Origin of the sequence: Nakamurella endophytica (assembly GCF_014646215.1) — a bacterium.
GTDB lineage: Bacteria > Actinomycetota > Actinomycetes > Mycobacteriales > Nakamurellaceae > Nakamurella > Nakamurella endophytica.
Genome location: NZ_BMNA01000005.1, coordinates 96,644 through 121,946, shown reverse-complemented (window position 1 = coordinate 121,946; position 25,303 = coordinate 96,644). Strand labels below are relative to the sequence as shown.

Annotated in this window: 20 protein-coding genes and 3 tRNA genes; 14 read left to right on the top strand and 9 right to left on the bottom strand. The window is 74.2% G+C overall.

The features are described 5' to 3' along the window. Positions 1–28: 28 nt before the first annotated feature. A tRNA-Arg gene (locus tag IEY37_RS14200) sits at positions 29–102 on the bottom strand. Positions 103–216: 114 nt separating this feature from the next. Between IEY37_RS14200 and IEY37_RS14195 the strand changes: the two genes are divergently transcribed. From IEY37_RS14195 to IEY37_RS14170, 6 genes are all read left to right on the top strand, one after another. Then, the gene (locus tag IEY37_RS14195) at positions 217–2,412 is read left to right on the top strand and encodes a bifunctional copper resistance protein CopD/cytochrome c oxidase assembly protein (RefSeq protein ID WP_188942634.1); all 2,196 of its coding nucleotides are present in this window, start codon (positions 217–219) and stop codon (positions 2,410–2,412) included. A gap of 133 nt (positions 2,413–2,545) precedes the next feature. After that, positions 2,546–3,067, top strand: a complete 522-nt coding sequence (locus tag IEY37_RS14190) for a single-stranded DNA-binding protein (protein ID WP_188942632.1) — start codon at positions 2,546–2,548, stop codon at positions 3,065–3,067. Positions 3,068–3,199: 132 nt separating this feature from the next. Further along, complete coding sequence (gene ettA, locus IEY37_RS14185; protein ID WP_188942631.1) at positions 3,200–4,879, top strand: energy-dependent translational throttle protein EttA; 1,680 nt, start codon at positions 3,200–3,202, stop codon at positions 4,877–4,879. A gap of 365 nt (positions 4,880–5,244) precedes the next feature. Then, entirely contained in the window at positions 5,245–10,170 is a 4,926-nt protein-coding gene (locus IEY37_RS14180; protein WP_188942629.1) for an NAD-glutamate dehydrogenase, read from the top strand. 120 nt (positions 10,171–10,290) lie between these two features. Further along, positions 10,291–10,704 carry an acyl-CoA thioesterase gene (locus tag IEY37_RS14175; RefSeq protein WP_188942627.1) on the top strand — a complete coding sequence of 138 codons (414 nt, stop codon included), beginning with the start codon at positions 10,291–10,293 and terminating at the stop codon, positions 10,702–10,704. A gap of 39 nt (positions 10,705–10,743) precedes the next feature. After that, positions 10,744–11,400 (top strand): DUF8185 domain-containing protein, encoded by a 657-nt coding sequence (locus tag IEY37_RS14170; protein WP_188942625.1) that lies wholly within the window; start codon positions 10,744–10,746, stop codon positions 11,398–11,400. Positions 11,401–11,416: 16 nt separating this feature from the next. Here the strand turns inward: IEY37_RS14170 and IEY37_RS14165 are convergent, their stop codons facing one another. Then, positions 11,417–11,809 (bottom strand): globin, encoded by a 393-nt coding sequence (locus IEY37_RS14165; protein ID WP_188942623.1) that lies wholly within the window; start codon positions 11,807–11,809, stop codon positions 11,417–11,419. Between the two features lie 190 nt (positions 11,810–11,999). Between IEY37_RS14165 and IEY37_RS14160 the strand changes: the two genes are divergently transcribed. Continuing rightward, positions 12,000–12,563: an HNH endonuclease gene (locus IEY37_RS14160; protein ID WP_229674438.1), complete on the top strand. Its 564-nt coding sequence runs from the start codon at positions 12,000–12,002 to the stop codon at positions 12,561–12,563. 282 nt (positions 12,564–12,845) lie between these two features. On the opposite strand, the gene IEY37_RS14155 is transcribed toward IEY37_RS14160, so the two are convergent. Further along, positions 12,846–12,983, bottom strand: a complete 138-nt coding sequence (locus IEY37_RS14155; protein WP_188942618.1) for a hypothetical protein — start codon at positions 12,981–12,983, stop codon at positions 12,846–12,848. Positions 12,984–13,765: 782 nt separating this feature from the next. Between IEY37_RS14155 and IEY37_RS14150 the strand changes: the two genes are divergently transcribed. The 3 genes from IEY37_RS14150 (at position 13,766) to IEY37_RS14140 (ending at position 15,826) form a co-directional block, all read left to right on the top strand. Then, entirely contained in the window at positions 13,766–15,055 is a 1,290-nt protein-coding gene (locus IEY37_RS14150) for an MFS transporter (RefSeq protein WP_188942616.1), read from the top strand. A gap of 65 nt (positions 15,056–15,120) precedes the next feature. Next, positions 15,121–15,351, top strand: coding sequence for an aa3-type cytochrome oxidase subunit CtaJ (ctaJ, locus tag IEY37_RS14145; RefSeq protein WP_188942615.1), 231 nt, complete (start codon positions 15,121–15,123; stop codon positions 15,349–15,351). Continuing rightward, complete coding sequence (locus tag IEY37_RS14140) at positions 15,338–15,826, top strand: DUF5130 family protein (protein ID WP_188942613.1); 489 nt, start codon at positions 15,338–15,340, stop codon at positions 15,824–15,826. Before ctaJ ends, IEY37_RS14140 begins: the two co-directional genes overlap by 14 nt. An 82-nt stretch (positions 15,827–15,908) precedes the next feature. Here the strand turns inward: IEY37_RS14140 and pepN are convergent, their stop codons facing one another. Beyond that, positions 15,909–18,578: an aminopeptidase N gene (gene pepN, locus IEY37_RS14135; protein ID WP_188942611.1), complete on the bottom strand. Its 2,670-nt coding sequence runs from the start codon at positions 18,576–18,578 to the stop codon at positions 15,909–15,911. 170 nt (positions 18,579–18,748) lie between these two features. Between pepN and IEY37_RS14130 the strand changes: the two genes are divergently transcribed. Genes IEY37_RS14130 through IEY37_RS14120 form a run of 3 tightly spaced genes read left to right on the top strand, consistent with a single transcriptional unit; the run spans position 18,749 to position 20,455 of the window. Next, complete coding sequence (locus IEY37_RS14130; protein WP_188942609.1) at positions 18,749–19,408, top strand: mycothiol-dependent nitroreductase Rv2466c family protein; 660 nt, start codon at positions 18,749–18,751, stop codon at positions 19,406–19,408. A gap of 53 nt (positions 19,409–19,461) precedes the next feature. Beyond that, positions 19,462–19,944 (top strand): universal stress protein, encoded by a 483-nt coding sequence (locus IEY37_RS14125; protein ID WP_188942603.1) that lies wholly within the window; start codon positions 19,462–19,464, stop codon positions 19,942–19,944. Between the two features lie 37 nt (positions 19,945–19,981). Next, the gene (locus IEY37_RS14120; protein WP_188942601.1) at positions 19,982–20,455 is read left to right on the top strand and encodes a ribose-5-phosphate isomerase; all 474 of its coding nucleotides are present in this window, start codon (positions 19,982–19,984) and stop codon (positions 20,453–20,455) included. A gap of 31 nt (positions 20,456–20,486) precedes the next feature. Here the strand turns inward: IEY37_RS14120 and IEY37_RS14115 are convergent, their stop codons facing one another. The 5 genes from IEY37_RS14115 to IEY37_RS14095 all read right to left on the bottom strand — a co-directional run bounded on the left by IEY37_RS14115 (position 20,487) and on the right by IEY37_RS14095 (position 25,146). Further along, a complete protein-coding gene (locus tag IEY37_RS14115) occupies positions 20,487–21,026 on the bottom strand; it encodes a hypothetical protein (protein ID WP_188942599.1) in 540 nt (179 codons plus the stop codon). Between the two features lie 113 nt (positions 21,027–21,139). Then, a complete protein-coding gene (locus tag IEY37_RS14110) occupies positions 21,140–22,375 on the bottom strand; it encodes a GNAT family N-acetyltransferase (protein WP_188942597.1) in 1,236 nt (411 codons plus the stop codon). A 68-nt stretch (positions 22,376–22,443) separates the two neighbouring features. Next, the gene (locus tag IEY37_RS14105) at positions 22,444–23,655 is read right to left on the bottom strand and encodes a pyrophosphate--fructose-6-phosphate 1-phosphotransferase (RefSeq protein ID WP_188942595.1); all 1,212 of its coding nucleotides are present in this window, start codon (positions 23,653–23,655) and stop codon (positions 22,444–22,446) included. A gap of 43 nt (positions 23,656–23,698) precedes the next feature. Further along, positions 23,699–25,033 (bottom strand): benzoate/H(+) symporter BenE family transporter, encoded by a 1,335-nt coding sequence (locus IEY37_RS14100; RefSeq protein WP_188942593.1) that lies wholly within the window; start codon positions 25,031–25,033, stop codon positions 23,699–23,701. 42 nt (positions 25,034–25,075) lie between these two features. Further along, positions 25,076–25,146, bottom strand: a tRNA-Gly gene (locus IEY37_RS14095). 82 nt (positions 25,147–25,228) lie between these two features. On the opposite strand from IEY37_RS14095, the gene IEY37_RS14090 reads away from it, so the two are divergent. Further along, positions 25,229–25,302 (top strand) — tRNA-Pro (locus IEY37_RS14090). The last annotated feature ends 1 nt before the right edge of the window (position 25,303 follow it).

The following is a 25,303-nucleotide window of genomic DNA, read 5'->3' as shown; positions in this document are numbered from 1 at the left end:
GCACCGGCGCACCGGCGGGCGCGGACGGCGCGCCCGGCAGGATTCGAACCTGCGACCGGCGGATTAGAAGTCCGCTGCTCTGTCCAGCTGAGCTACGAGCGCCGACGCCGGCGGGAGGCCGGACCGGACAACAGTAGCCCGGCAGGCCGTGCGGCGTCCCGGGTCGCGCAGCCGGAGCCACGCCGACCGTACGGCCCCGCCCGTACCCTCGACACCGTGACCGACCAGCCCGCCGCGACCGCGGACGCGGCGTCCCCCGACAGCGCCAGCCACAGCAACACCGCCACCGGGACCCGAGCCCTGCGGCCCCGGCGGGACGGCTGGACCGTCACGGCGGTGACCGTGGCCGCGGCGCTGGTCACCGCCTGCATCGCCGTCGGGTTGATGGCCCTGGTCCCGTCGCGCCGGCCGGTTCCCGGCATCCCCGACGCGCCGGCGCTCACCGAGCTGGCGCTGCCCGCGCTCAAGGGCCTGTTCGACCTGATGGCGGCGCTGACGGTGGGCTGGCTGGTCGCCGCCGTGGCGTTGGCACCGCCGCAGCGGTCCGGGTTGCTGGACGTCGGGGGGTACCGGGCCGTGCGGGCCGCGGCGCTGTCCGCCCTGGTGTGGGCGGCGACGGCCTTCGCGCTGGTCCCGGTGACCTGGTCGGACGTGGTGCCGACGGGGCTGGTGCCGTCGCTGCGGGCGGACGCGTTCCTGCAGGCCGTCCGGGACGTGGACGTGGCGCGCGGCTACGTCATCTCCGGGTGCGTGGCGCTGCTGATCGGCATCCTGGGCTGGAGCGTGCTGCGCCCGGGATGGGCCGGTTGGCTGCTGACCGCCGCCGTCGGTGCGCTGCTCCCGCTGGCGCTGAGCGGCCATGCCTCGTCCAGCGGCGACCACGACGTCGCGGTCGACACCATGATCTACCACCTGGTCGGCGTCTCGGTGTGGGTCGGCGGTCTGGTGGCCTTCCTCGGACTCGCCCGGCAGCGGGTGCCGCACCTGTCGGTCGTCGCCCGCCGCTACTCCGCTGTCGCGCTGGTGGCGTTCGTCGCCGTGCTGCTCTCCGGGGTGGGCAACGCCTGGGTCCGGCTGTCCGCGGTCTCGGACCTGTGGACCACCGACTACGGCCGGCTCATCTCGATCAAGGCTGTGCTGCTGCTCGTCCTCGGCGGCATCGGCTGGCTGCACCGCCGCCGGACGCTTCCGGCGGTCGACCGGGGGGACCGGCGAGCGCTCGTCCGGTTGGCGACCGTCGAGGTCCTGGTGATGGCGGCCGTGCTGGGCGTCGCGGCCGCGCTGGCCCGCAGTGCGCCGCCGCCGCCGTCGGGTGCGGTGCCGTCGGCCCTCGAGGACGTGCTGGGCTACGACCTGGCAGGCCCGCCCACGCCGGCGCGCCTGCTGCTCGACTGGCGGTGGGACTGGCTGCTCGGCACCGGCGCGGTGGTGCTGGCGGTGGTGTACCTGCTCGCCGTGCGGCGGCTGCGCCGGCGCGGTGACGCCTGGCCGGTCGGGCGGTCGGCGTCCTGGCTGCTCGGCTGCCTGGCGGTCGTCCTGGCGACCTCGTCCGGCCTGGGTCGCTACGCGCAGTCGCAGTTCTCGCTGCACATGATCGAGCACATGACGCTGGGCATGGTGGCGCCCATCCTGTTCGTGCTCGGTGCACCGACCACGCTGGCGCTGCGGGCGCTGCCGGTCTCGCGCGCCGGGGTCCCCGGCGCCCGGGAGGCGCTGGTGGCCGTGCTGAACGGCCGCATCGCCCGGATGATGACGCATCCGCTGGTGGTGCTGCCGCTGTTCATCGGCTCGTTCTACGCCGTGTACTTCACCGGCCTGTTCGACGCGATGATGGACAACCATTTCGGCCACCTGGTGATGAACGTGCACTTCCTGGTGGTCGGCTACCTCTACTACTGGGTGATCATCGGTATCGATCCGGCGCCGCGCCGCCTCACGCCGGTGGTCAAGCTGGCCCTGCTCATCGCCGCCATCCCGTTCCACGCGTTCTTCGGCCTGGCCCTGATGAACTCGCACAGCGCCCTGGCGACCGGCTACTACCAGAGCCTGGACCTGCCGTGGGCGCCGAACCTGGTCGCCGACCAGCAGCTCGGCGGCGGCGTCGCCTGGGGCGCCACCGAGCTGCCGATGCTGATCGTGCTGATCGCGCTGGTGGCGCAGTGGGCGCGGGCCGACGACCGGGAGGCGCGGCGCGACGACCGGCGGCGCGACGCCGACGGCGATGTCGAGCTCCACAGCTACAACGCCATGCTGGCCGGCCTGGCCCGGCGGTCCTCCGCGGCCGCGGCGGGCGGCGGTGTCGCCGTCGCTGAGCGCCCCCGCACCAGCCCGACGGGCCATGCACCCGACCCGCGGTCCCCGGACGGCGCGAGCCCGGCGCCGCCCGGTCCGGACCCGTCCCAGCAGAGCTGACCCGGGGCGTCCGTCCCCACGGCGCGGCGTTGTCCACAGCCACCCGGGAGGCGGTGGCACCGGGTGTGTCGCACCGCCACCGTGGTCGCACAGCCGGGGCGGCAGCGGGCCGCCCCGGCGGAAGGGACGCGACATGAGGACCGATGCAGCAGCGGTGACGATCGTCGGACGGGTGGCGAGCAACCCGACCGTGACGGCGACGACCGGCGGCGAGCGGCTGTCGATGCGGGTGGTGGCGACCGAGCGGCGGTACGACGAGGCGGCCGCCCAGTGGACGGACGGGGACGAGTTCGGCGTGACGGTCGTCGGCTGGCGACGCGTCGCATCCGGGGTGATCGCGCACGTCCGCAAGGGCGACCCGGTCGTGGTGGTGGGCCGGATCAGCACCCGCCGGTTCGAGCGGGAGGACGGCGTGACCGACTACTGGACCGACGTCAAGGCCGATGTCGTGGCGCTCGACGTGGCGCGGATGGCGGGGCGGTTCGCGCGGGTCGAGCAGCCCGGGCCGCCGCCGGGACCCGCCGGCGGGGACGAGCCCGACGGAGCCGGTCCGGCGGCGGGGACGCCGGCAGCGGCCGACCGGTCGGACGACCCGGACGCGGCCGCACGGCAGGAGGCCGACCCGGCGCGGCCGCTGGTCCCGCTGGGGGGATGACGGCGCCGCCCGGAGGCGTTGAGAGGGACGAGGCCCGGTAGGGCAGACTGGTGGGCGCGCGATCGCCCGCCGGTCTGCCGGTGTCCTGGCGATTCAGTGGCGGTTCCCCGGCAGTGAGAGGTCTGGTTCGACGTGCCCGAGTTCATCTACACCATGAAGAAGGCCCGCAAGGCGGTCGGCGACAAGCTGATCCTGGACGACGTGACGATGTCGTTCTACCCGGGGGCCAAGATCGGTGTCGTCGGCCCCAACGGCGCCGGGAAGTCGACCATCCTCAAGATCATGGCCGGGCTGGACACGCCCAGCAATGGCGAGGCGTTCCTGACGCCCGGCTTCACCGTCGGCATCCTGCAGCAGGAACCGCAGCTGGACGAGGCCAAGACCGTCCTGGAGAACATCCAGGAGGCCTACGGCGACCTCTACGCCAAGCTGCACCGGTTCAACGAGATCGGCGAGCTGCTGGGCACCGATTACAGCGACGCCCTGATGGAGGAGATGGGGCAGCTCCAGGAGGAGATCGACAACGCCAACGCCTGGGACCTGGACGCCCAGCTGGAGCAGGCGATGGACGCCCTGCGCTGCCCGCCCGGCGACGCGGACGTCAGCGTGCTCTCCGGTGGCGAGCGGCGCCGGGTGGCGCTGTGCCGGCTGCTGCTGTCCGCCCCCGACCTGTTGCTGCTGGACGAGCCCACCAACCACCTGGACGCCGAGTCCGTGTTGTGGCTGGAGCAGTTCCTGTCCGGCTACGCCGGTGCCGTCCTGGCGGTCACCCACGACCGGTACTTCCTGGACAACGTCGCGCAGTGGATCGCCGAGGTCGATCGCGGCCGGCTGATCCCGTACGAGGGCAACTACTCCACCTACCTGGAGAAGAAGGCCGAGCGGATGGAGGTCCAGGGCAAGAAGGACGCCAAGCTCGCCAAGCGGCTGCAGCAGGAACTGGAGTGGGTCCGCTCGGGTGCCAAGGCCCGGCAGGCCAAGTCCAAGGCGCGGCTGCAGCGGTACGAGGAGATGGCGGCGGAGGCCGACCGCACCCGCAAGCTCGACTTCGAGGAGATCCAGATCCCGCCGGGGCCGCGGCTGGGCAGCATCGTGGTGGACGTCGACGACCTGAAGAAGGGCTTCGGCGACCGGGTGCTCATCGACGGGCTGTCCTTCACCCTGCCGCGCAACGGCATCGTCGGTGTGATCGGCCCGAACGGAGTCGGCAAGACCACGCTGTTCAAGACGATCGTCGGTCTCGAGCAGCCCGACAAGGGCAACGTCAAGGTCGGCGAGACCGTGCGGCTGTCCTACGTCGACCAGAACCGCGCCGGCATCGACCCGAAGAAGAACGTGTGGCAGGTCGTCTCGGACGGGCTCGACCACATCAAGGTCGGCCACGTCGAGATGCCCAGTCGGGCCTACGTCGCAGCCTTCGGGTTCAAGGGCCCCGACCAGCAGAAGCCGTCGGGGGTGCTGTCCGGTGGGGAGCGCAACCGGTTGAACCTGGCGCTGACCCTCAAGGAGGGCGGCAACCTGATCCTGCTCGACGAGCCCACCAACGACCTGGACGTCGAGACCCTGGGGTCGCTGGAGAACGCGCTCGAGCAGTTCCCGGGGTGCGCCGTGGTGATCTCGCACGATCGCTGGTTCCTCGACCGGACCTGTACGCACATCCTGGCCTGGGAGGGCACGGACGAGGACCCGGCCCAGTGGTTCTTCTTCGAGGGCAACTTCAGCGACTACGAGAAGAACAAGATCTCCCGGATGGGCGCGGACGCCGCCCGGCCGCACCGGGTCACCCACCGCAAGCTCACCCGGGACAGCTGAGCCCGCACGGTCGTCCGCCGGCCCGGTGTCCCCGGGCACCGGGCCGGCGACGGCCCCTGCGGCGCCCACCGCACCGTCACCCCCGGCCACCCGGGCGGTGGCGAGCTGGCCGCACGTCCCCAGCGGCCCGGCCCCGGTGCGGGCGGGCCACCCGGATCGTGATCGCCGCGGCCGCCGAGGTGTGACGTGCCTCATCACCGATGGTCTGGTGATCACTGTTCGTGCAGGTCAGCGCCCTACAGCCGGGGTGCGGGCAACGACCGGCACCGTCCGGGCGTCCCTTCGTCGGCACCGGCCCGGCCCGCCGCCACGGACTAGGCTCGGCGGAAGCGGTGCAACGGCGCACCGGCGAGCAGGGAGACGTGATGACCCAGACGGAGCAGTCCCGTTCGGCGGAGGACGCGGAGCGGGTCGAACCGTCACCCGGAGCGCAGGCCCTCGACGAGGCCGCCGACCGACGTCCCGATCTCGCCGGTCTGGTCCGCGCCTACTTCCGGCACGTCCCCGCGGACGACCTGCCGTCCACCGCCGACGACGTGCTGGCGATCGTCCAGGGGCACCTGCGGATCGCCGAGGTCCGGCGGCCCGGCGCGGCCCGGATCCGGTTCGCGAACCCGCCGCAGCCGGCCGGTTCCACCGGGACCTGGAGCGCCGCGTCCACCGTCATCGACGTCGTCAACGACGACATGCCCAACCTCGTCGACTCCGTCATCGGCGTGCTGGCCGCGTCCGGCGTCACGGTGCACCGCGTGCTGCACCCCATCCTGTCCGTGCGCCGCGACCCCGGCGGCCGGCTCGTCGAGGTGCTCGGGGAGTCCGGCCATCCGGCGGATCCCCGGACCGCGGTCCGCGAGTCCTGGATGCACCTGGTCGTCGACCGGCTCTCCGACGCCGAGCGCGCGGAGGCCATCGAGGAGCGGATGGCGGACGTCCTCGAGGCGGTCCGGGCCGTCTCGGCCGACGCCGCGGCCCTGCTCGGTGCGGCCGCGATGGTCGCCTCGGAACTGCGCGTCACGCCGTCACCCCTGCCGACCCAGGACGTCGCCGAGGCCGCCGACCTGCTGCACTGGCTCACCGCCGGGCACCTGACCTTCCTCGGGTACCGGCAGGACCGGCCCGGCGCATCCGGACCCGAGCCGGTGCCCGGGTCCGGTCTCGGCGTGCTGCGCGACGGGGTCCCCGGTGCCGAGCTCTTCGACGACGCCGCCGTGCGAGCGGACGCCGGCGGCGGCCACCTGGTCATCACGCAGCTGACCTCGGGATCCGCGCTCAGCCGCAAGCAGCCGCCGTTCTCGGTGACGGTGCGGATCCTGGACGGCGCGGGCCGGCTCGTCCGGCGCCACCGGTTCGTGGGCGTACTGACCCCGCGGGCGATGAACGCCGAGGTCACCACCACGCCGGTGGTCCGGCGCACGGTCGCGACCGTGCTGTCGGCGTTGGGTGCCTCCCCGGACTCCTACACCGGGCAGCAGGCCATGGACCTGCTGTCCGGCTACCCCAGGGCGGAGCTGTTCTGGGCCGATCCGGCGCTCGTGCTGGACGTGGTGAGCGGCGTGCTGCAGCTGTCCAGCCGGCGCCGGTTGCGGGCCTTCCTGCAACCGGACCCGTTCGGGCGCTTCGTCAACGCGCTGGTCTACCTCCCGCGGGACCGGTACACCACGCACGCGCGCCTGGCCATGCAGCAGATCCTGGTGGACCGGTTGCACGGCAGCGCCATCCACTACACCGCCCGGATCGGCGCCTCGGAGATGGCGGCCGTGCACTTCACCGTGCACACCGATCCGGAGCGGCCGGTCGACCTCGACCCGGCGGCGGTGGCCGAGCTCAACCGAGCCCTGCGGTCGACGATCCGGACCTGGGACGACCGGCTGGTGCAGGCCGTCGTCGGCGGCGCCGAGGACCTGGACACCGCCGGCGCGTTGACCCGCTACGCCGAAGCCTTCGACGAGGCCTACAAGGAGGACTACCGGGTCGACGACGCCGTCGCCGACCTGCGCCGGCTGGACGCGCTCGAGGGCCCCGAGGACCTGGCGCTGGCGTTCGTCCCCGCCGGCGGTGGCACGGCGCCCGGCCCCGACGGCGGCGCGCCGGTCGAGCAGCGGCTCAAGCTGTACGTCACCGGTGCCACGGTCACCCTGTCCCGGGTGCTGCCGGTGCTGCAGAGCATGGGCGCCGAGGTGATCGACGAGCGCCCGTACCAGGTGCGCCGGACGGACGGGACGCCGTCGCACATCTACGACTTCGGGCTGCGGGTGCGGACCGGCCCGCTACCGGGCGGCGTCACCGACGAGCTGCGGAACCGGTTCTCGGCGTCGTTCCTGGCCGCCTGGCACGGCCGCGCGGAGGTCGACGGGTTCAACGCCCTGGTGCTCGCCGCCGGCCTGGACTGGCGGCAGATCGCGGTGCTGCGCGCGTACGCGCACTACCTGCGGCAGATCGGCAGTCCCTACACGCAGCGGTATCTCGAGCAGGTCCTGGTCGGCCACCCGGCGATCGTCGCCGATTTGGCCGAACTGTTCCGGCTCCGCTTCGACCCGGACTCCTTCGCCGGGGACGCTGCGCGCGCCGGCGAGGCGCGCCGGTCCGCCTGCGCCGAGCTGGCGGCGTCGGTGGCCCGGGACCTGGACGCGGTTGCCAGCCTGGACGCGGACCGCATCCTGCGCAGCTTCCTGACCCTGATCCAGGCGACGGTGCGCACCAACCGGTTCCGCCGGTCCGCCGACGGCACGGCCCGGGAGTGCCTGTCCTTCAAGCTGCTTCCGCACCTGGTGCCCGGGATCCCGAAACCGGTGCCCGCTTTCGAGATCTGGGTGTACTCGCCGCGGGTGGAGGGCGTGCACCTGCGGTTCGGTCCGGTCGCCCGCGGCGGGCTGCGCTGGTCCGACCGGCCGGAGGACTTCCGCACCGAGATCCTGGGGCTGGTCAAGGCGCAGGAGGTCAAGAACGCGGTCATCGTGCCGGTCGGCGCCAAGGGTGGCTTCGTCCTCCGGCAGCCGCCGGTGCCCACCGGCCGCCCGGTCGCCGACCGCGAGGCGCTCCAGGCGGAGGGCGTCACCTGCTACCGCGCCTTCATCGCCGCGCTGCTGGACGTCACCGACAACCGGGTGGACGGCGCCGTCGTGCCGCCCGAGGACGTCGTCCGGCACGACGAGGACGACTCCTACCTGGTGGTGGCCGCCGACAAGGGCACGGCGACGTTCTCCGACATCGCCAACGACGTGGCCGCCGGCTACGGGTTCTGGCTGGGCGACGCGTTCGCCTCGGGCGGCAGCGCCGGATACGACCACAAGGCCATGGGCATCACCGCCCGCGGTGCGTGGGAGTCGGTGCGGCACCACTTCCGCGAGCTGGACGTCGACACCCAGACCACCGACTTCAGCTGCGTCGGCATCGGCGACATGTCCGGTGACGTGTTCGGCAACGGCATGCTGCTCTCCCGGCACATCCGGCTGCTTGCGGCGTTCGACCACCGGCACGTCTTCCTGGACCCGGACCCCGATCCCGAGACGTCGTACCGCGAGCGCGAGCGGCTGTTCCGGCTGCCGCGGTCCTCGTGGGCCGACTACGACACCGCGCTGCTGTCGCCGGGCGGCGGTGTCTGGCCGCGGACGGCCAAGTCCGTGCCGGTGACCGAGCCGGTTCGGGCGGCACTGGGCATCCCGGCCGACGTCACCGCGCTCACCCCGGTGGAGCTCATCCGCGCCGTGCTCGCCGCGCCGGTGGACCTGCTGTGGAACGGCGGCATCGGCACCTACGTCAAGGCGAGCACCGAGACGCACGCCGACGTCGGCGACAAGGCCAACGACGCCGTCCGGGTCGACGGCGTCGACCTGCGGGCCCGGGTGGTGGGGGAGGGCGGCAACCTCGGGGTCACCCAGCTCGGCCGCATCGAGTTCGCCAGGGCCGGCGGCCGGATCAACACCGACGCCATCGACAACTCGGCCGGCGTCGACACCTCCGACCACGAGGTCAACATCAAGATCGCGCTGCAGCCGGCGGTCGCCGCGGGCCGGCTCGGAGCCGCCGACCGGACCGCGCTGCTCGGCCGGATGACCGACGACGTGGCCGCCCTGGTGCTGGCCGACAACCAGGCGCAGAACCGGGTTCTCGGCGTCTCCCGGTACCACAGCGTCCCGATGCTGAGCGTCCACGCCCGGCTGATCGACGCGTTGGTGGCGTCCGGCCGGCTGGACCGGGCCCTGGAGTTCCTGCCCAGCCGGGCCCAGATCAAGGCCAGGGAGGCGGCCGGGGAACCGCTCACGTCACCCGAGCTGTCGGTGCTGCTGGCCTATGTCAAGTCCGACCTGACGCAGGCCCTGCTGGCCGACGACCTGCCGGACGACCCGGTGCTCGCCGACCGGCTGCACCGGTACTTCCCCGCCGCCATGCAAGCCGCCGACCCCGCCGGTGACCCGGTCGCGGACATCGACGGGCACCCGCTGGCGCGGGAGATCGTCACCACCACCACGGTCAACGACGTGGTCAACACCGCCGGGATCACCTACGCGTTCCGGCTGAGCGAGGAGATCGGCGCCTCCGCGCCCGACGCGGTGCGCGCCTACGAGGTGGTCACCGCGGTGTTCGGGCTCCGGGAGCTGTGGTCGGACATCGCGGCGCTGGACACCGTCGTCCCCGCCGCCACGCAGGACACCCTGCACCTGGAGGTCCGCCGGCTGCTGGACCGGGCGGCCCGGTGGCTGCTCACCCACCGCCCGGCGCCGCTGGACGTCGCGGGGGAGATCCACCGGTACGCCGACGCGGTGGGCCGGCTGGCGTCGCGCATGCCGCGGCTGGTGACCGGCGTCGAGCACCGCAACGTCCGGGCCGACGCCGCCCGGCTCACGGAGCTGGGGTCGCCGCCGGACCTGGCGCTGCGGGTGGCCTACGCCCTCTACACGTTCAGCCTGCTCGACGTCGTCGACGTGGCGCTCGAGTCCGGCAGCGACCTGGAGGTGGCGGCCGAGGTCTACTTCGCGCTGTCGGCGCACCTGGACTTCGACCGGATGCTGTCGGCGATCACCGCGCTGCAGCGCGGCGACCGGTGGCACGCGCTGGCCCGGCAGGCGTTGCGCGACGACCTCTACCGGTCGATGCGGCTGATCACCGCCGACGTGCTGGCCCGCACCGACGCCCGGCGCGACATCTCTGCGCGCATCGCCGACTGGGAGGCCGAGAGCGCGACGCGGTTGGCCCGCGCCCGGACCACGCTGGCCCAGATCGCCGCCGCGCCCGCCGTCGACCTGGCGGCGCTGTCGGTCGGGGCGAGCGAGTTCCGCGGCATCGTCGGCTGACCGGGCCCGGACCACCCGCCACCGGCACCCCGTGTCCGAGGCGCGCCCGCCGCGGCGGGACAATGGGGATCCGCCGCACCGCCCGGTGCCCGGCACCCGCAGCGGACGTCAGGGGGACGCGTGCCCGACACGGCGCCGCGCTACAGCACCCAGGTGCGGGTGCGCTGGTCGGACCTGGACGCTTTCGGGCACGTCAACAACGCCCGCACGCTGACCTTGCTGGAGGAGGCCCGTGTCGACTGGCTGTTCACCGAGGCCGCCCGCCGGGGGGCCGCCCGGCTCACCGAGGGCGTGGTCGTCGCCAAGGTGGAGGTGCACTACCGCCGTCCGATCGGATTCGGCGCACCCGTCACCGTCTCGATGGGCGTGGTGGAGCTGCGCGCCGGGTCCACGGTCATCGACTACGTCGTCCTGGCGGACGGCGAGCTCGCGGTCACCGCGACGACGCAGCTGGTCCCGTTCGACCTGCCCACCGGGCGTCCCCGCCGCTGGGACGACGCCGAGCGGGCCTTCCTCACCGAGTTCCTGGCCTGACGTGGCCGCCCCGCGACAGGGACGGCGAGGGCCGTCCCGGTGATCCGTTTCCGCCCGTCCTCGCCCGCCGACCGGGACGACGCCGCCGCCTTCGCCGGACGGGTGGCGCGCTGGGACGCGCTCGGCCCGGTCCGCCTGCGGACGCCGCCCGCTGCCGCGACGGGGACCGAACCGCAGGGCACCGTGACGCTGTGGGCGACCACGCCGTTCGACACCCTGGTCACCCGGTCCGTCGATGCGACCGTGGACCCGCGGGACGTCACCGTCCGCGCCGGCAACCTGCTCGCCGCGCTGGCGGTCGTCCGGGATCCCGAGGTCGACCCCGGGCCGCCCGACGACGCCGCCTGGCGCTCGCAGTTGCCCCCACCGGTCGGTTGGGTGCTGGTGGACTCGCTGCCCGCCCGCGAGGTCACCGAGCTGGCCGACCGCGGCGTGGCCGCGGCGCGGGAGTCGGCCGCGCCGTCCGGCGGTGCCCCGGCGTCGTTGCTCGACGGCACCGTGCTCACCGCGCGCGGACGAGGCATGGACGTCAGCGTCCCGATGCGGGTGCTGTTCGCGCTGTCCGGCATGGGTTTCGCCACCGCCGAGCCGGACGAGCTCGTGCACGTCCGGGCGACGGACGCCTGGCTGCGCATCGACGCCCGGTTCGGCGCCGTGGTGCGCCGGCGTCAGGCGCTGCTGCCGCTGTTCGTCTGAGGCCGGACCGGGACCGTCAGGCCCACTGGTTGACGAGGCTGTCGGCCGCCATGACGAAGTAGTCCCACAGGCGGTCCCGCTGCTCGCCGGTGATCGGCGCCTCGTCGATCGCCGACCGCATGGCCGACAGCCAGGCATCCCGCTCGGCCAGGCCGATCGGGAACCGGGCGTGCCGCATCCGCAGCCTGGGGTGGCCGCGCTGCTCCGAGTAGTCGCGGGGGCCGCCCCAGTACTGCTCGAGGAACATCCGCAGGCGCACCTCCGCCGGCCCGAGGTCCTCCTCGGGGTAGAGGTCGCGCAGGCGGGGATCGGCGCGCACGCCGTCGTAGAAGCGGGCGACGATGCCGGTGAAGACGGCGTGGCCGCCGATCTCGTCGTAGAAGGACTGGGCGGGCTGCACGCAGACCATTGTGCGGGACCGCGGACCCGCGCCCGGACCCCGGCGGGAGCCGCGGGCCCGCGCCCGGACCCCGGCGGGAGCCGCGGGCCCGCGACGGCCCGGGATCGGTGAGCCGGGCGGAAAGGTCTGGCACCGGCGTCATCGGCGATGTTCACTGGTGCCGAGAAACCCCACCAGCGGGAACGAGGTGGACGCAGCGGTGAACCAGTCCTCCGCCGGCGCGACGCCCGGTCCTGCCGGCGTGCCCGCCGGCCGTCGGCTCCGCGCGCTGCTGTTGAACGCGACGCACGAGCCGCTGGCTGTGCTCGCCGCGCGCCGTGCCCTGGTGCTGGTGCTGGCCGGCAAGGCCGAGTGCATCCTGGAACGCGACGACGGCGGCAGCTTCCACTCACCCACGGTGGCGCTGGTGGTCCCGGCCGTGCTCCGTCTGCACCGCTACGTGCGGATCCCGTACAGCCCGGCCGTCGCGGTCAGCCGCGCGGGCATCCTGCGGCGGGATCACCGCCGGTGCGCGTACTGCGGCACCGGCGCGGACACCATCGACCACGTCGTGCCGCGCAGTCGCGGCGGGACGCACAGCTGGGACAACTGCGTGGCGTGCTGCCACCGGTGCAACACCCGCAAGGCCGACCGGCTGCTGTCCGAGCTGGGCTGGCAGCTCCGGACGGTGCCGGGCGTGCCGCGCCGGGTAGGTAGCGCGGGGTTGTGGTTCGGCGAGGACGCGGATCCGGCATGGGGACCGTGGTTGGCCTCGGCGGCCTGAGCTTGACGGCGGGCCGTCCGTGGTGTCCGGACCGGAGTCGGCGGCGTCGGGCGTCCGGCGGCCGGTGGGGCTGCCCGTTCGGTCGTGCGGCGGGCGGTGCGGTGTGCGCGGAGATCGGTGCCGGCCGGCGGTCGGTCGTCGCGAATCCGGTGGTCACCGTCGGCGGACGGGTGCCCGTCCCGGTTGTCGGCGACAGCGCGCGGTGCCGGACAGGAGGTGGTGCGGCGAACGGGCTCGGCGCCCGTCCGCATCGCGCCGACCGGCGCGATGGTCCCGAACGGCTCAGCCGATGCGGGCGCCACGGCCGATACGGGCACCCCGGCCGATGCGTGCACCGCGGCCGATACGCGCACCGCGGCCGATCCGGGCTCCGCGGCCGATGCGGGCTCCGCGGGCGGTGCTGGCGTTCTGCTCGAACATGACGTCTCCTTGACATACAGCGCTGCTGCGACGAGTGGTCGGTGCGGGATCGACTACGGTCCGGAGTGGCTCGGCCGACGGTGTGACACGCCCCGCCGGTGATATCCGTGAACTGCTTGTCGATCGAAAGTCCTTGGGCCAGACTGTGCTTAGCGCCGTTGCTCGCTGACCTCGGGCATGATGTTAGAGGACGTGAAATGCGGTGCCGGATCTCCTTGCGCCCATTTCGTCACGCTGTGTAGCTATAGTGCGGGCTTTCAGGGGGCCGTCGCCGAATGCCTTTTGGCGAAGGGGTGGCTTCACCCGAACGCCGAGATCAGACGGGCTGCAAAGATCACTCCAATGATTCAGCGATTCTTTGAAAGCTCTGTATCAGGACCTCACCGGCGGGGTTGACGGGCGCTTCTGCGGTCCCGCATCGACGTCCGGATCCGGCCCGCCACCCGACCGGTACTGCCCGCTTCACACGGCCGGGGCGCGCCCGGCGTGGCCACCTCCGACCCCGGCCCACCGGGACGCGTCCCCGGTCCTGCTGGCCCGGTCCCGGGCCGCGCTGCCGCGTCGATCCGGAGCCGGACAAATGGCCTCGACCTCGGGCGGACCCGCTGCGGTGCCGGCCGGTACCGCACCGCCGGCTCGATCCGCGGTCTCCGGGGCTTATCGCTGCCGGTCCGGGAACCGGGTCGGCCGGGCCAACGCGACGTGACAGCGTGTTGACGCACCGTTGGTACGGTGTGCGACGACCTCGCGATCGGACACCAGGTGGCGGTTGAAGGGACGTTGTGCTCCACACCTCCCAGACCCCGCACGCGGACAGCCCGACCCGCCTCCCCGCGGCCTACCTGCGTCTCCTCGTCGCCTGGTTCTGCTCGCTGACCGGCGACGGGCTGCGGGTCGTCGGCCTGCCGCTGCTGGCCGCGTCCGTCTCGCCGACGCCGGGTGCCGTGTCCCTGGTCGCCACCGCCACCGTGCTGCCCTGGTTGCTCGTGGCCATCCCGGCCGGCGCCCTGGTGGACCGGCTGTCCCCGGTACGCGTGGTGGTCGGGGCGCACCTGTTCCGCGCGGTCGCGACCGGGGCCCTGGCAGTGGCGGTGATGACCGGGCACGTCTCGATCCCGGTGCTGTGCCTGGTCGGCTTCCTGCTCACCGCGGCGGAGACGTTCGCCGACGGCGCGGCGCAGACGGCGCTGGTGCACCTGGTCCCGCCCACGCTGCTGGAGCGGGCGAACAGCCGGTTCGTCATGGTGGAGACCGTGGCGCTCGACCTCGCCGGTCCGCTGGTCGCCGGTGCCACCTTTGCCGTCGCCCGCTGGTCGCCGTTCCTGCTGTCCGCCGCGTTGTTCGCGGTGTCCGCCTGCGTCGTCGCCGGTCTGCGGGTCCCGGCCGCCACGACGGCCCCGACGGGGGACGCGGACGCCATGCCGTCGGCCGGCGGGTCGGCGACCGGCCGGGAGCGGCGCCGGCTGTGGCAGGACATCGGAGCGGGCCTCGGGCGGCTGTTCCGCGATCCCGTGCTGCGCACCCTGGTGATCACCGTGGCCGTGATGGCGGCCGCCACGGCCGCGCAGGACGGCGTGCTGGTCATCTACGCCACCGACGATCTGCTCCTGCCGTCCGCGCTGTTCCCGACGTTGCTGGCCGCCTACTCGGTGGGCACGCTGCTGGCCGGGCTGGTCACCGGGAGGCTCGACCGCGGCCGCCGCACGGGCCCGCTGATGCTCGCGGCCATGGCCGGCGTGGGCGGATCCATGCTGGTCATGGGCCTGGTCGTGGATCGGTGGGCGGCGTGGCTGTGCTACGGCGTGATGGGCCTGGCCGGCGGCACCTGGAACGTGCTGTCCGCCGCGCGCCGGCAGCGCCGCACCCCGCACGCGATGATCGCCCGCGTCTCCAGCGCCTTCCGAGTGGTCGCCTGGGGCTTCCTGCCGGTCGGCACCCTGCTCGGCGGCGCGCTCGGCACCGGCGCCGGCGTGCCGGCGGTCTTCGTCGCCAGCGGTGCCGTGGTCCTGGTGCTGGGGGTCGTGGTGGCCCGGCCGCTGCTGGCCGGCGACCGGGCACCCGCCGCCGGCTGATCCGACCGAGGTGTCGCCCGCACCAGGGCGCGCCCGGCCGTGCCGGGTCGGCTACCGTTCCCGCTGTGACCGTCCTCCAGACCCTGGCGGTGTTCGTCGGCGCCCCCCTCGTGATCTACCTCGTGATCGCGGCCTCCACGCTGCTGCCCGGCCGCAAGCGCCGGCGCCCGCAGTACCGCCCGGGGGAGCCCTGGACCCTGCCGGCGCAGTGGTGGGCGGGCGACCAGCCGCTCGCGGCCGTCGACCGCTCGCTGATGATCAGCGGATCCGAAGGAGGAGCCCGTGGCAACTGGTGAGGTCGCGACCCGCTCGGGGAGCAGTCCGGCGCTGCAGGACCGGCAGCCTGGCGTCCGGCGGCCGCCGGTCGGCCCGCAGGGCTTCGCCGACCTGCCGTTCGACGCGCAGCAGCTGGATCTGCTCGACGGGGTGATCGCCGAGGCGGAACAGACGACGGGGCTGCGCTTCTCGGTGTACCTGGGGGAGATGGACGCCGGTGCCGGCGACACCCGGGCGTTCGCCGTCGACCTGCTGCGCGGGCTCGGGCACGACGCCCCCGCGGCCGTGCTGCTGGCCGTGTCGCCGGGGCAGCGGGCCGTCGAGATCGTCACCGGCGCACTGGCCGCCCGACGGATCTCCGACCGCGCCGCCCGCCTCGCCGTGATCAGTGTGGTGTCCTCCGCCAAGGACGGCGACCTGCTCGGCGCGCTCACCAACGGCGTGCGCACGCTGGCCGACCAGGCGGGGGCGCTGCCGCAGCGGTCCAGCTGGTAGCCGGCCCGTCGCGCCGGCCCGGGCGCGACCGCCTCCCNNNNGCCGGGCCGTCGCCGCACGCGACGGCCCGGCGACCGCAGGATCAGCCCGCGTCGGCCCCGCCGGCGTCGGCGGCCCGGGCCCGGACGGCCCGCTGCACCCCGGCGCGGCCCTCGGAGATCAGCCGGGCGAGCTGCACCGGATGGTCCCCGGACTCCCACGACGTGGCCAGCTCCACGGCCTCCGGCGACACCGCCCAGCGCGGGTAGAGCCCCACCACGACCTTCTGCGCCACCTCGGGACTGCGCCGGTGCCACACCTCGCCCACCGTGTCGAAGTAGCGCCGGACGAACGGTGCGAGCAGTTCGCCCTGCGCCGGGTGGGCGAAGCCGCCGATCGAGGCGTCCTGCAGGGCGTTGGCCATGCCGTCGTCGTGCATGAGCCGGTCCCACAGCGCCGCCTTGGCGTCGGCGTCGGGGAGCAGCGCGCGGACGGCGGCGGCCCGCCGTTGCCCGGACGCCGTCGGGTCCGCGGCCGCCGCCCGGTCGATGTCGTCGGTGCCGGCCGCGCCGTGCGCCACCAGCGCCCCGAGCAGGGTCCACGACAGGTCGGTGTCCACCTCCAGACCCGGCAGCGGGTCGGTGCCGTCGCGCCAGCCGGCCAGCACGGCGACCTCGTCCGGGTGCAGCCGCGCCGCCGCGAGCGCGTTGACCAGCGCGAGCTGGCGGTCGCTGCCCGGCTCCTCCTCGCGGACCAGCCGCAGCACCGTCCCGGTGAACTGCGGCCAGCCGGTCGAGGTGGCCCACCCCGGCTCGGCGTAGGACGAGATCGCCAGCTGCGTCTGCGCCAGGATCCGCTGCACGACACCGATCTCGGTCTCCCGCGGCAGGCCCGCCAGCGCCGTCCGGACGAAGTCCCTGGCCCGGTTCCGACCGTCCCTGGTCATCTCCCAGATCGACGACCACACCAGCGTCCGCGGCAGCGAGTCGGCGATGTCGCCGATGCGCTCGATGGCCGTCCCCAGCGACGCCGCGTCCAGGCGCAGCTTGCAATAGGTCAGGTCGTCGTCGTTGACCAGCAGCAGCGCGCCGCGACGGGCCCCCACCAGGTCCGGCACCGCGGTCCGCGCGCCCGTCACGTCGAGCTCGGTCCGGTGCGTGCGCACCAGCCGACCGGAGCCGTCGTCGTCGTAGATCCCGACGGCCAACCGGTGCGGGCGCAGCTCACCGGCACCCGGCTCGGCGGGGGACTGCAGCACCTCGATCCGGGTGATCACCTCGACACCGGCGTCGTCCGGCGCGGTCTCGACGTCGAGCTGCACCGTGTTGAGACCGGTGGTCTGCAACCACGCGGCGCTCCAGGCGGACAGGTCGCGGCCCGACGCCTGCTCCAGGGCCGCGAGCAGGTCGGTCAGCCGGGCGTTGCCGAAGGCGTGGCTGCGGAAGTACTCCCGCAGGCCGGCGAGGAAGGACTCGTACCCGACGTACGCCGCGAGCTGCTTGAGCACGCTGGCGCCCTTGGCGTAGGTGATGCCGTCGAAGTTCAGCTCGACCGTGTGCAGGTCCACCATGTCGGCGGCGATCGGGTGGGTCGACGGCAGCTGGTCCTGCACGTACGCCCAGGACTTCTCGACGTTGGCGAAGGTGGTCCAGGCCCCGGTGTAGCGGGTCGCGCCGACCTGCGCGACCACCGAGGCCCAGGTGGCGAAGGACTCGTTGAGCCACAGGTCGTCCCACCAGCGCATGGTGACCAGGTCGCCGAACCACATGTGCGCCATCTCGTGCAGCACCGTCTCGCAGCGCCGCTCGTACAGGTAGCCGGTGACCTTCGACCGGAAGACGTACTCCTCGCGGAACGTGACCGCGCCCGCGTTCTCCATGGCGCCGGCGTTGAACTCCGGGACGAAGAGCTGGTCGTACTTGCCGAACGGGTAGCGGACGCCGAACGCGTCGTGGAAGAAGTCGAAACCCTGTGCGGTCTCGGTGAACAGGCGCTCGGCGTCCAGGTACGGGGCGAGCGGGCGGCGGCAGTACAACCCCAGCTCGATACCGTCGTGGTCGCTGCGGACGACGTGGTACGGCCCGGCCACCAGCGCCGTCACGTAGGTGCTCATCCTGGGCGTGGTGCCGAACAGGTGCGTCCACGGACCGCCGTCGGCCACCCCGTCCGGGCCGGCGGCCACGTCCTCGGGGGCCGGGTCGCCGCCCGGCCCCCGGACGCTCTCCGCCGCCGCGTTGGTCACCACCCGCCACCCGGCCGGGGCGACCACCCGGAACCGGAAGGTGGCCTTGAGGTCCGGCTGGTCGAAGCAGGCGAACATCCGCTTGGCGTCGGCGGTCTCGAACTGCGAGTAGAGGTAGACCGCGCCGTCCTCGGGGTCGGCGAACCGGTGCAGGCCCTCGCCGGTGTTGGTGTAGAGCCCGACGGCTTCGACCACGAGCACGTTCTCGGCCTGCAGGCCGGGCAGTGCGAGCCCGTCGCGGCAGGTCCAGGCCGCGACGTCCAGCTGCTCGCCGTTCAGTTCCGCGGAGCGGATGCCGTCCCCGACGAAGTCGATCCACGTCGCCGCACCGGAGGTGGCGGTGAAGTGCACGACGCTGCGCGTGTCGAAGGTCTTCTCGCCCGGGCGTCCCTGCCCGTCCGTCAGGTCCAGGGCCACCTCGTACGACTGCACGGTGACGGTGCCGGCGCGCCGCGCGGCGTCGTCGCGCGTCAGGTTCGGTGGTGACTCGGGACCGGGGCCGGTCTCCACTGCGCCGGAAAGCGATGCCATCGTTGCCTCGTGCCTCTCTGTGTCCGTCCGGTGCCGTCCGGCCGCCGCGTCTCGGTGGCGCCGGTACCCGTCCCCGGCACGGGGAACCGGCGGGGAACAAACCTAACCCGGACGGCGGTTGCACCAGCCCGTACGCCGGCCCGCTCCGTCGCCACCCCCCAGGAGGACCCGTGACCACAGCCACCGACAGCAGCAAGGACCAGGCCGGCGGGCAGGCGCCCGAGCGCCGCCGGGACCGGGCGGGACTCTGGTTCGACCCGCTGTGCCCGTTCTGCTGGATCACCAGCCGGTGGATCCTCGAGGTCGAGAAGGTCCGGGACATCGACGTCGACTTCCACGTGATGAGCCTGGCGGTGCTCAACGAGGGACGGGACCTGCCCGAGAACTACGCCGCGATGATGCAGCGGGCCTGGGGTCCGGTGCGGGTGGCGATCGCCGCGGCGCAGCACCACGGCGACGAGGTGCTCGCGCCGCTGTACACCGCCATGGGCACCCGGATCCACAACGAGGGCAACAAGGACTTCGACGAGGTCATCGCGCAGTCGCTGGCCGAGGTCGGGCTGCCGGCCGACCTGGCCGAAGCGGCCACCTCGACCGAGTACGACGAGGCCCTGCGCAAGAGCCACCACGAGGGCATGGACCCGGTGGGTGACGACGTCGGCACCCCGACCATCCACATCAACGAGACCAGCTTCTTCGGCCCGGTGATCACGAAGATCCCGCGCGGCGAGGAGGCCGGAAAGCTGTGGGACGCCAGCGTGACGCTGGCCGGCTTCCCGTACTTCTTCGAGCTCAAGCGCACCAGGACCGGGGACCTGGACTTCAGCTGAGTCTTGATCGCGACGGGGGTGCGGACGGGGCCCGGAGCGGCCACGATGGAGCGGTGAACACGCCCCTGGTCCCGTTGCCCCCGGACATGCGCTCCGGCCCGATGGTGGTCGGCGTCGACGACGTCGCGGGGTGCGGGAGACCGCTGCGTGCGGCCGTCTTCCTCGCCAGGGCGGCCGGCCGGCCGGTGCTGCTGGTGCACGTCCGCAGGCGGCCGATGCCGCTGGTCGAGGGGTACGTCGCGATCCCGGAGCAGCTGGAGACGGACTCCGACGACGAGGAGCGGGCGGCCGAGCGACGGCTGCGCGACGACCTGGTGGCCAGCGGCGACCTGGAGGGCGTCGACTGGGAGCTGCTGGCGGTGACCGGCGACGCCGCCGGCGAGCTCCTGCGGGTGGCGCAGGAGCGCGACGCCGCGTGCGTCGTCGTCGGTAAGCGGCACCGCGGGTTCGCCGAGGTGTTGCACCGGTTGGCCTCGGGGTCGGTCTCGCGGGCGGTGCTGGCCAGCCAGAAGTTCCCCGTGCTGGTCGTGCCCTGACCGGGACGGGCGGGCCCCGGCCTGCGACACTTCCCGCATGCGCGTCTACATCGGGTCGGATCACGCGGGATACGAGCTGAAGGAGTACCTGCTGGGGCACGTCCGGGCGGCCGGGCACGAGGTGACCGACGTCGGTCCCGATGCCTACCGTCCTGGGGACGACTACCCGCCGTACTGCATCGAGACGGCCCGGCGGGTCGTCGCCGACCCGGGCAGCCTCGGCATCGTGATCGGCGGGTCCGGCAACGGCGAGCAGATCGCCGCGAACAAGGTGGCCGGCGTCCGCGCCGTGTTGGCGTGGTCGCAGGAGACCGCCCAGCTCGGGCGGGAGCACAACGACGCCAACGTCGTGTCGATCGGCGCCCGCATGCACGACCAGGAGACCGCCGCCGGCTTCGTCGACGTCTTCCTCGCCACGCCCTTCTCGCACGACCCCCGGCACCAGCGGCGGATCGACGAGCTGGCGGCCTACGAGCAGGACCCGCGCCCGCAGGACCTGCCCACCGGCTGACCGGCTGGTCGCCCTGGCGCCGGCCCGCTCCTCAGCCGTCGCCCGCGCCCGGGTCGGGAGCCCCGGGACGGCCGCTGCGGTCCCCGGTCCCGGCCGTGCCGCCCGTGCCGGCCGTGCCGCCGGTGCCGCCGGTGCGCCGGCCGCCCGACCGCCGGCCGGCTGGGCCGTCGGAGCGGCGCCCGGTGGACAGCGGCCCCGGCGGCACGTAGTTGCGGCGCACGAGGACGACCTCTTCCTCGGCCCTGGCCAGGTCCTCGGGTCCGGGCAGGGCCACCTCGCGGGCCCGGGTCGCCACGTCGAACGGGACCTGCGTCCCGCGGGTGGAGACCAGCGACCGGAGCGACCGCTCCGCGGCCCGGTCGGCCGCGGTCTGCCGCGGGGTGCGCTGGCGGCCGGCGGTGCGGCGGTCCTCGCCCGCCCGCCGGTCGTCCCCGGTCCGGCGCTCCTCGACCGGTGCGGGCGGGACATCGGCGTCGGTGGTGGCCTCCCGGGTGCCCGTGCGGGTGCGCCGGCGGCGCCGCCGCGTCGGGACGTCTGCACCGGCCGGGTCCGCCGGCTGCGTGGCATCCACGGGCGCTGCCGCTGCCGCTGCCGTTACCGCTGCCGGAACCCACGGCGGCGGGCCCGCGGCACCCGGCGGCACAGGGTCGGACCCGGGCGGTGGACCGGGGTCGGCGGGCACCGTCAGAAACCCTCGGGGCAGTGCGGCGACCGGCGCCAGGACAGCGCGTCGTGCAGCGCGTCGACGGCCTCCGGGTCGCCGGAGACCAGGCCAGCGTCGGCCAGTCGCCGGACCGGGGTACCTCCCAGGAAGGCGGCACCCAGGTCGGCCGCCGCCAGCCGGACGGTCGGCACGGCGTCGTCCGCGCGTGGATCGACCCGGACGGCTCGGCCGCCGTCCGCGGCGAGCTCCAGGTCCCACCGGCCGTGGTTCCACGGGCAGACGGTGTCGGTCAGGTCGACGCGCACCCGGACCTCGGCGCCGTACCCGCGCAGCGGCACCGCCCGGTCGAGATCGACGATACGCAGCCAGATGTGGTCGGCCACGGCCAACCGCACCAGCCGCGGCGCGGCCACCATGTCGACCACCGGGTCGTCCGGCCAGGACCGCCGGTGCTGCACCTCACGGACCAGGGCCACGCCGAGCAGGTGCTGCCACAGCGACGCGCGGGCCCGCGGCGTGCGCGCGCAGACCTCGTGCACCAGCAGGGTTCCCGCCGGCCCCCGGTCGTTCCAGTCCGCCTTGACGCGGTAGCTGGCATAGCCGTCGGGGTGCAGCGCCACGACCAGCCGGGTCGCCCCGTCCCGGTCCACCGAGTGGTCGCTGTAGAGGGACTGCCAGACCTCGGGGGTCCGCCGTAGGTGGCCGGGCGCCGCGGCCGCCACCTGGTCGTAGAGGGCGGTGACGGTGTCGAACGCCCGCTCGCGCGGGACCACCCGCACCCGGTCCGTCTCCAGGCCGGCCCGCAACGCCGTGCCCTGCGGGATCTCCAGGCGGGCGCGGCGGATGGCGCTCCCGTAGCCGAACCGCCCGTAGATCCCCGACTCGCTCGCCGTCAGCACGGCCACCGGCTCCTGGCCGCGCTCGTGCAGCCCGGTGAGCTGGTCCTGCATGAGCTGCCGGAGGATGCCGCGGCCCTGCTGGCCGGGTCGCACGGACACCCAGGTGACGCCGGCGACGGGGGTCCGGCCACCGCCCGGGAAGGTCATCTCCTTGCTGAAGATGCCGGCGACGCCGACCATCTCGTCGTCCAGGGCGGGATCGAAGACGCCGGTGAACCGTTCGACCTCGAGGGTCGGCCGCACCACCGCGTCCATCCAGTCGCCCTCGGGCTCCCAGCCGAACGCCGCGGCGTCCAGCTGCAGCGCGCTGTCCAGTTCCTCGGGCCGCAGTGGGCGCACCGTCGTGCCGCTCGCCATGACGGCCAGCCTGCCAGGTCGCCCCGCCCGCCGTCGCGCGGTAGTGGCACCGGGCCAGGGGCGGCCGGTCAGCCGGCGGCGCGCTGCTGCCCGAGGTCCTGCACGAGCTCGGTGAACCAGGGCGTCGAGACGTCGAAGCGCTTGCCGCCGGCGATCCGGCCGAACTCGACGGCCCGCAGCCGGTCGCCGTGCTCCTCGTCGTGCCCGATGACGCCGGGTTCGCCGCGCAGCGCGCAGTCCACCGCCAGGTCCGTCATGGACTGGATCAGCCGGAGATCCTCGGCGTTCGCGGGAGCGGACCGGGCGAAATAGCCCGACTTCTGCACCATGACGCGCTCCGCCCCGAGCCGGCCGGCGAACTGCCCGGCGAACCAGGCGCCGGGGTTGATGTCGTTGAGCCGGACGTGCCCGAAAGGATCCCGCGGCACCTCCTCGCCGGCGGCCTCCATCTGCTCGACGATGGCGTCCACGCCGGCGCCCTCGGACAGGAAGATGGTGACGTTGCCGACGGTGTCCATCACCTCGCGCAGTCGCTGTGCCTCGGCGTCCAGGTCGATGTCGGCCTCCGGCACGTACACGGCGTGGATGTCCCAGGCCTCGCGGGACAGGCCGAACTCCGGGAGCCACCGCTGGGTGTCCAGCCACCGCCGATACGCCCGGGCCGTGGCGGCCGTCAGCCACCCGCAGTTGCGTCCCATCACCTCGTGCACGATCAGCACCCGGGAACCGGCGTTGTGCTCGGCCACGATGTTGCGGGCGAAGCGGGCGCCCTCCTCCGCGGCGGACGAGGCGCCCAGCGAGTGGCGGATCGGCACGATGTCGTTGTCGATCGTCTTCGGCAGGCCGACGACCGTCAGACCGTGCCCGTGCTCGGCCAGGTAGGCGGCCAGATCCGCTGCGGTGGTATTGGTGTCGTCCCCGCCGATGGTGTGCAGCACGTCGATGCCGTCCCGGGTCAGCTGCTCCGCCGCCACCTGCAGCGGGTCCTGGCCGTCGGCCACCAGGCCGCGCGTGACCAGGTCCTTGACGTTGGTCAGCTTGACCCTGGAGTTGCCGATCGGCGACCCGCCGAACAGGTGGAGCAGCCCGGCGTCGCGGCGCACGACCTCGGTCACGGGCAGCGAGTCGCCGGAGAGCAAACCCTGGTACCCGTGCCGGTAGCCGATGATCTCGACCTCGGGGGCCATTTCGGTGTACCGCTGGACGAGCCCCCCGACGGCCGACGACAGGCACGGGGCGAAGCCGCCCGCGGTGAGCAGCGCGACCTTGCGGACGGTCATGGCGGGGTCCCTTCGGGGGTGCGGCGTGCGGAGCGCGCCCACCCTAACGGCTGCCCGGCGCCGTCCCGGACGGCCGGTGCCGGCCCCGCCCACCGCCCCCGCCGCCGGGCCCGGCACCCGTGGCGGGGCCGGCCCGCCGGTCGCCGCGCCGGCCGCCCCGCAGCCCCTCGGTGACCGCCAGGTACACGCCGCCGGCGACCAGGGCCCACAGGGCCGCTCCGACGCCGGCGATGGTCAACCCGGACGCGGCGACCAGAAAGGTCACCGCAGCGGCGTCCCGCCGCGCCGGGTCGGCCAGGGCGGCGGCCGCCGCCGACGCGAACGTGGCGATCAGCGCCAGCCCGGCCACGGCCTCCACCAGGCCGCCGGGTGCCCGCGCGGTCACCGCAGCCACCGCGGCCGACGCCGGCCCGAGCACCAGGTAGCACGCGCCGCACGAGACACCGGCGATCCAGCGCCGTTCCGGGTCGGGGTGGGCCACCGGGCCGGCCGACAGCGCCGCGGAGATGGCCGCCAGGTTGACCGCGTGGGCGCCGGCCACCGCTCCGGCGGTCGTCGCCAGGCCGGTGTAGGCCAGCAGCGGCGGCAGCGGGGGCCGGTAGCCGAGCGATCCGAGCACCGCCATGCCCGGGATGTTCTGGCTGGTCATCGTGACCAGGAACAGCGGAATGCCGAGGGCGACCGCGGCCGCCGGCGACGGGGCCGGCGCGACCCACTCGAGGACCGGCGCGAGCCGCGCGTCCGACAGGTGCGACAGCGCGCCGGAGACGGCGATGACCACGAGCGCGGCCAGCAGCGCACCGGGCACCGCCCAGCGCCGGGCCAGGCGCAACAGCACCAACCACACCAGCAGCACCGGCAGCACGGCGGCCGGCGCTGCGGTCAGCGACCGGAAGGGCGCGATGCACAGGCTCAGCAGGACGCCGGCCAGCATGGCGCTGGCCAGCGGCGCCGGGATCGCGCCGATCGCCCGGCCCAGCGGGCGGACCACCGCGCACAGCGCCACGAGCAGGCCGCAGACCATGAAGGCGCCCACCGCCGCCGGGAACCCGCCGGCCGGCGCGGCCGTGCCGGCCAGCAGGGCGGCTCCGGGCGTCGACCACGCCATGGTGACGGGCATCCGGAGCAGGAGCGAGGCCACCACGGATCCGGCACCCATCGCCACGCACAGGACGAGCAGCCCCGAGGCGGCCTGGTCGGCGGACGCGCCGACGTGCCGGAGCCCGGTCAGCACCACGGCGAACGAGCTGGTGAAGCCGACGAGCGCCGCGACGATGCCGGCGGCCACCGGCTGCAGGAGCCCGGTCCGGCGGCCCTGCGCGACGGGCGGGACGGGCGACACGGCCGGCGGCACGGTGGCTGGCGGGGGGTGGGACATGCCGCTCCTCCTGGCCCGTGCCGGCACCGGGCCCGGTGGACGAGCGGGCGACGAGAATCGAACTCGCGTCATCAGTTTGGAAGACTGAGGCTCTACCATTGAGCTACGCCCGCGGGTGCCGGAGGCCGTCCGGCAGCGCTCAGGGTAACCCAGGCACTAGGGTGGCGCCGTGCACGGGCGGACGTCGGACGCCACCGGGATGTAGCGCAGCTTGGTAGCGCGCCTGCTTTGGGAGCAGGATGTCGCAGGTTCAAATCCTGTCATCCCGAC

What these genes read in the sequence shown, in the direction of transcription:
- IEY37_RS14190 (WP_188942632.1), top strand. Translation starts at nt 2,546, where the DNA reads ATGAGGACCGATGCAGCAGCGGTGACGATCGTCGGACGGGTGGCGAGC.
- IEY37_RS14180 (WP_188942629.1), top strand. Translation starts at nt 5,245, where the DNA reads ATGACCCAGACGGAGCAGTCCCGTTCGGCGGAGGACGCGGAGCGGGTC.
- IEY37_RS14165 (WP_188942623.1), bottom strand. Translation starts at nt 11,809, where the DNA reads ATGGTCTGCGTGCAGCCCGCCCAGTCCTTCTACGACGAGATCGGCGGC.
- IEY37_RS14155 (WP_188942618.1), bottom strand. Translation starts at nt 12,983, where the DNA reads ATGTTCGAGCAGAACGCCAGCACCGCCCGCGGAGCCCGCATCGGCCGC.
- pepN (WP_188942611.1), bottom strand. Translation starts at nt 18,578, where the DNA reads ATGGCATCGCTTTCCGGCGCAGTGGAGACCGGCCCCGGTCCCGAGTCA.
- IEY37_RS14120 (WP_188942601.1), top strand. Translation starts at nt 19,982, where the DNA reads ATGCGCGTCTACATCGGGTCGGATCACGCGGGATACGAGCTGAAGGAG.
- IEY37_RS14110 (WP_188942597.1), bottom strand. Translation starts at nt 22,375, where the DNA reads ATGGCGAGCGGCACGACGGTGCGCCCACTGCGGCCCGAGGAACTGGAC.
- IEY37_RS14105 (WP_188942595.1), bottom strand. Translation starts at nt 23,655, where the DNA reads ATGACCGTCCGCAAGGTCGCGCTGCTCACCGCGGGCGGCTTCGCCCCG.
- IEY37_RS14100 (WP_188942593.1), bottom strand. Translation starts at nt 25,033, where the DNA reads ATGTCCCACCCCCCGCCAGCCACCGTGCCGCCGGCCGTGTCGCCCGTC.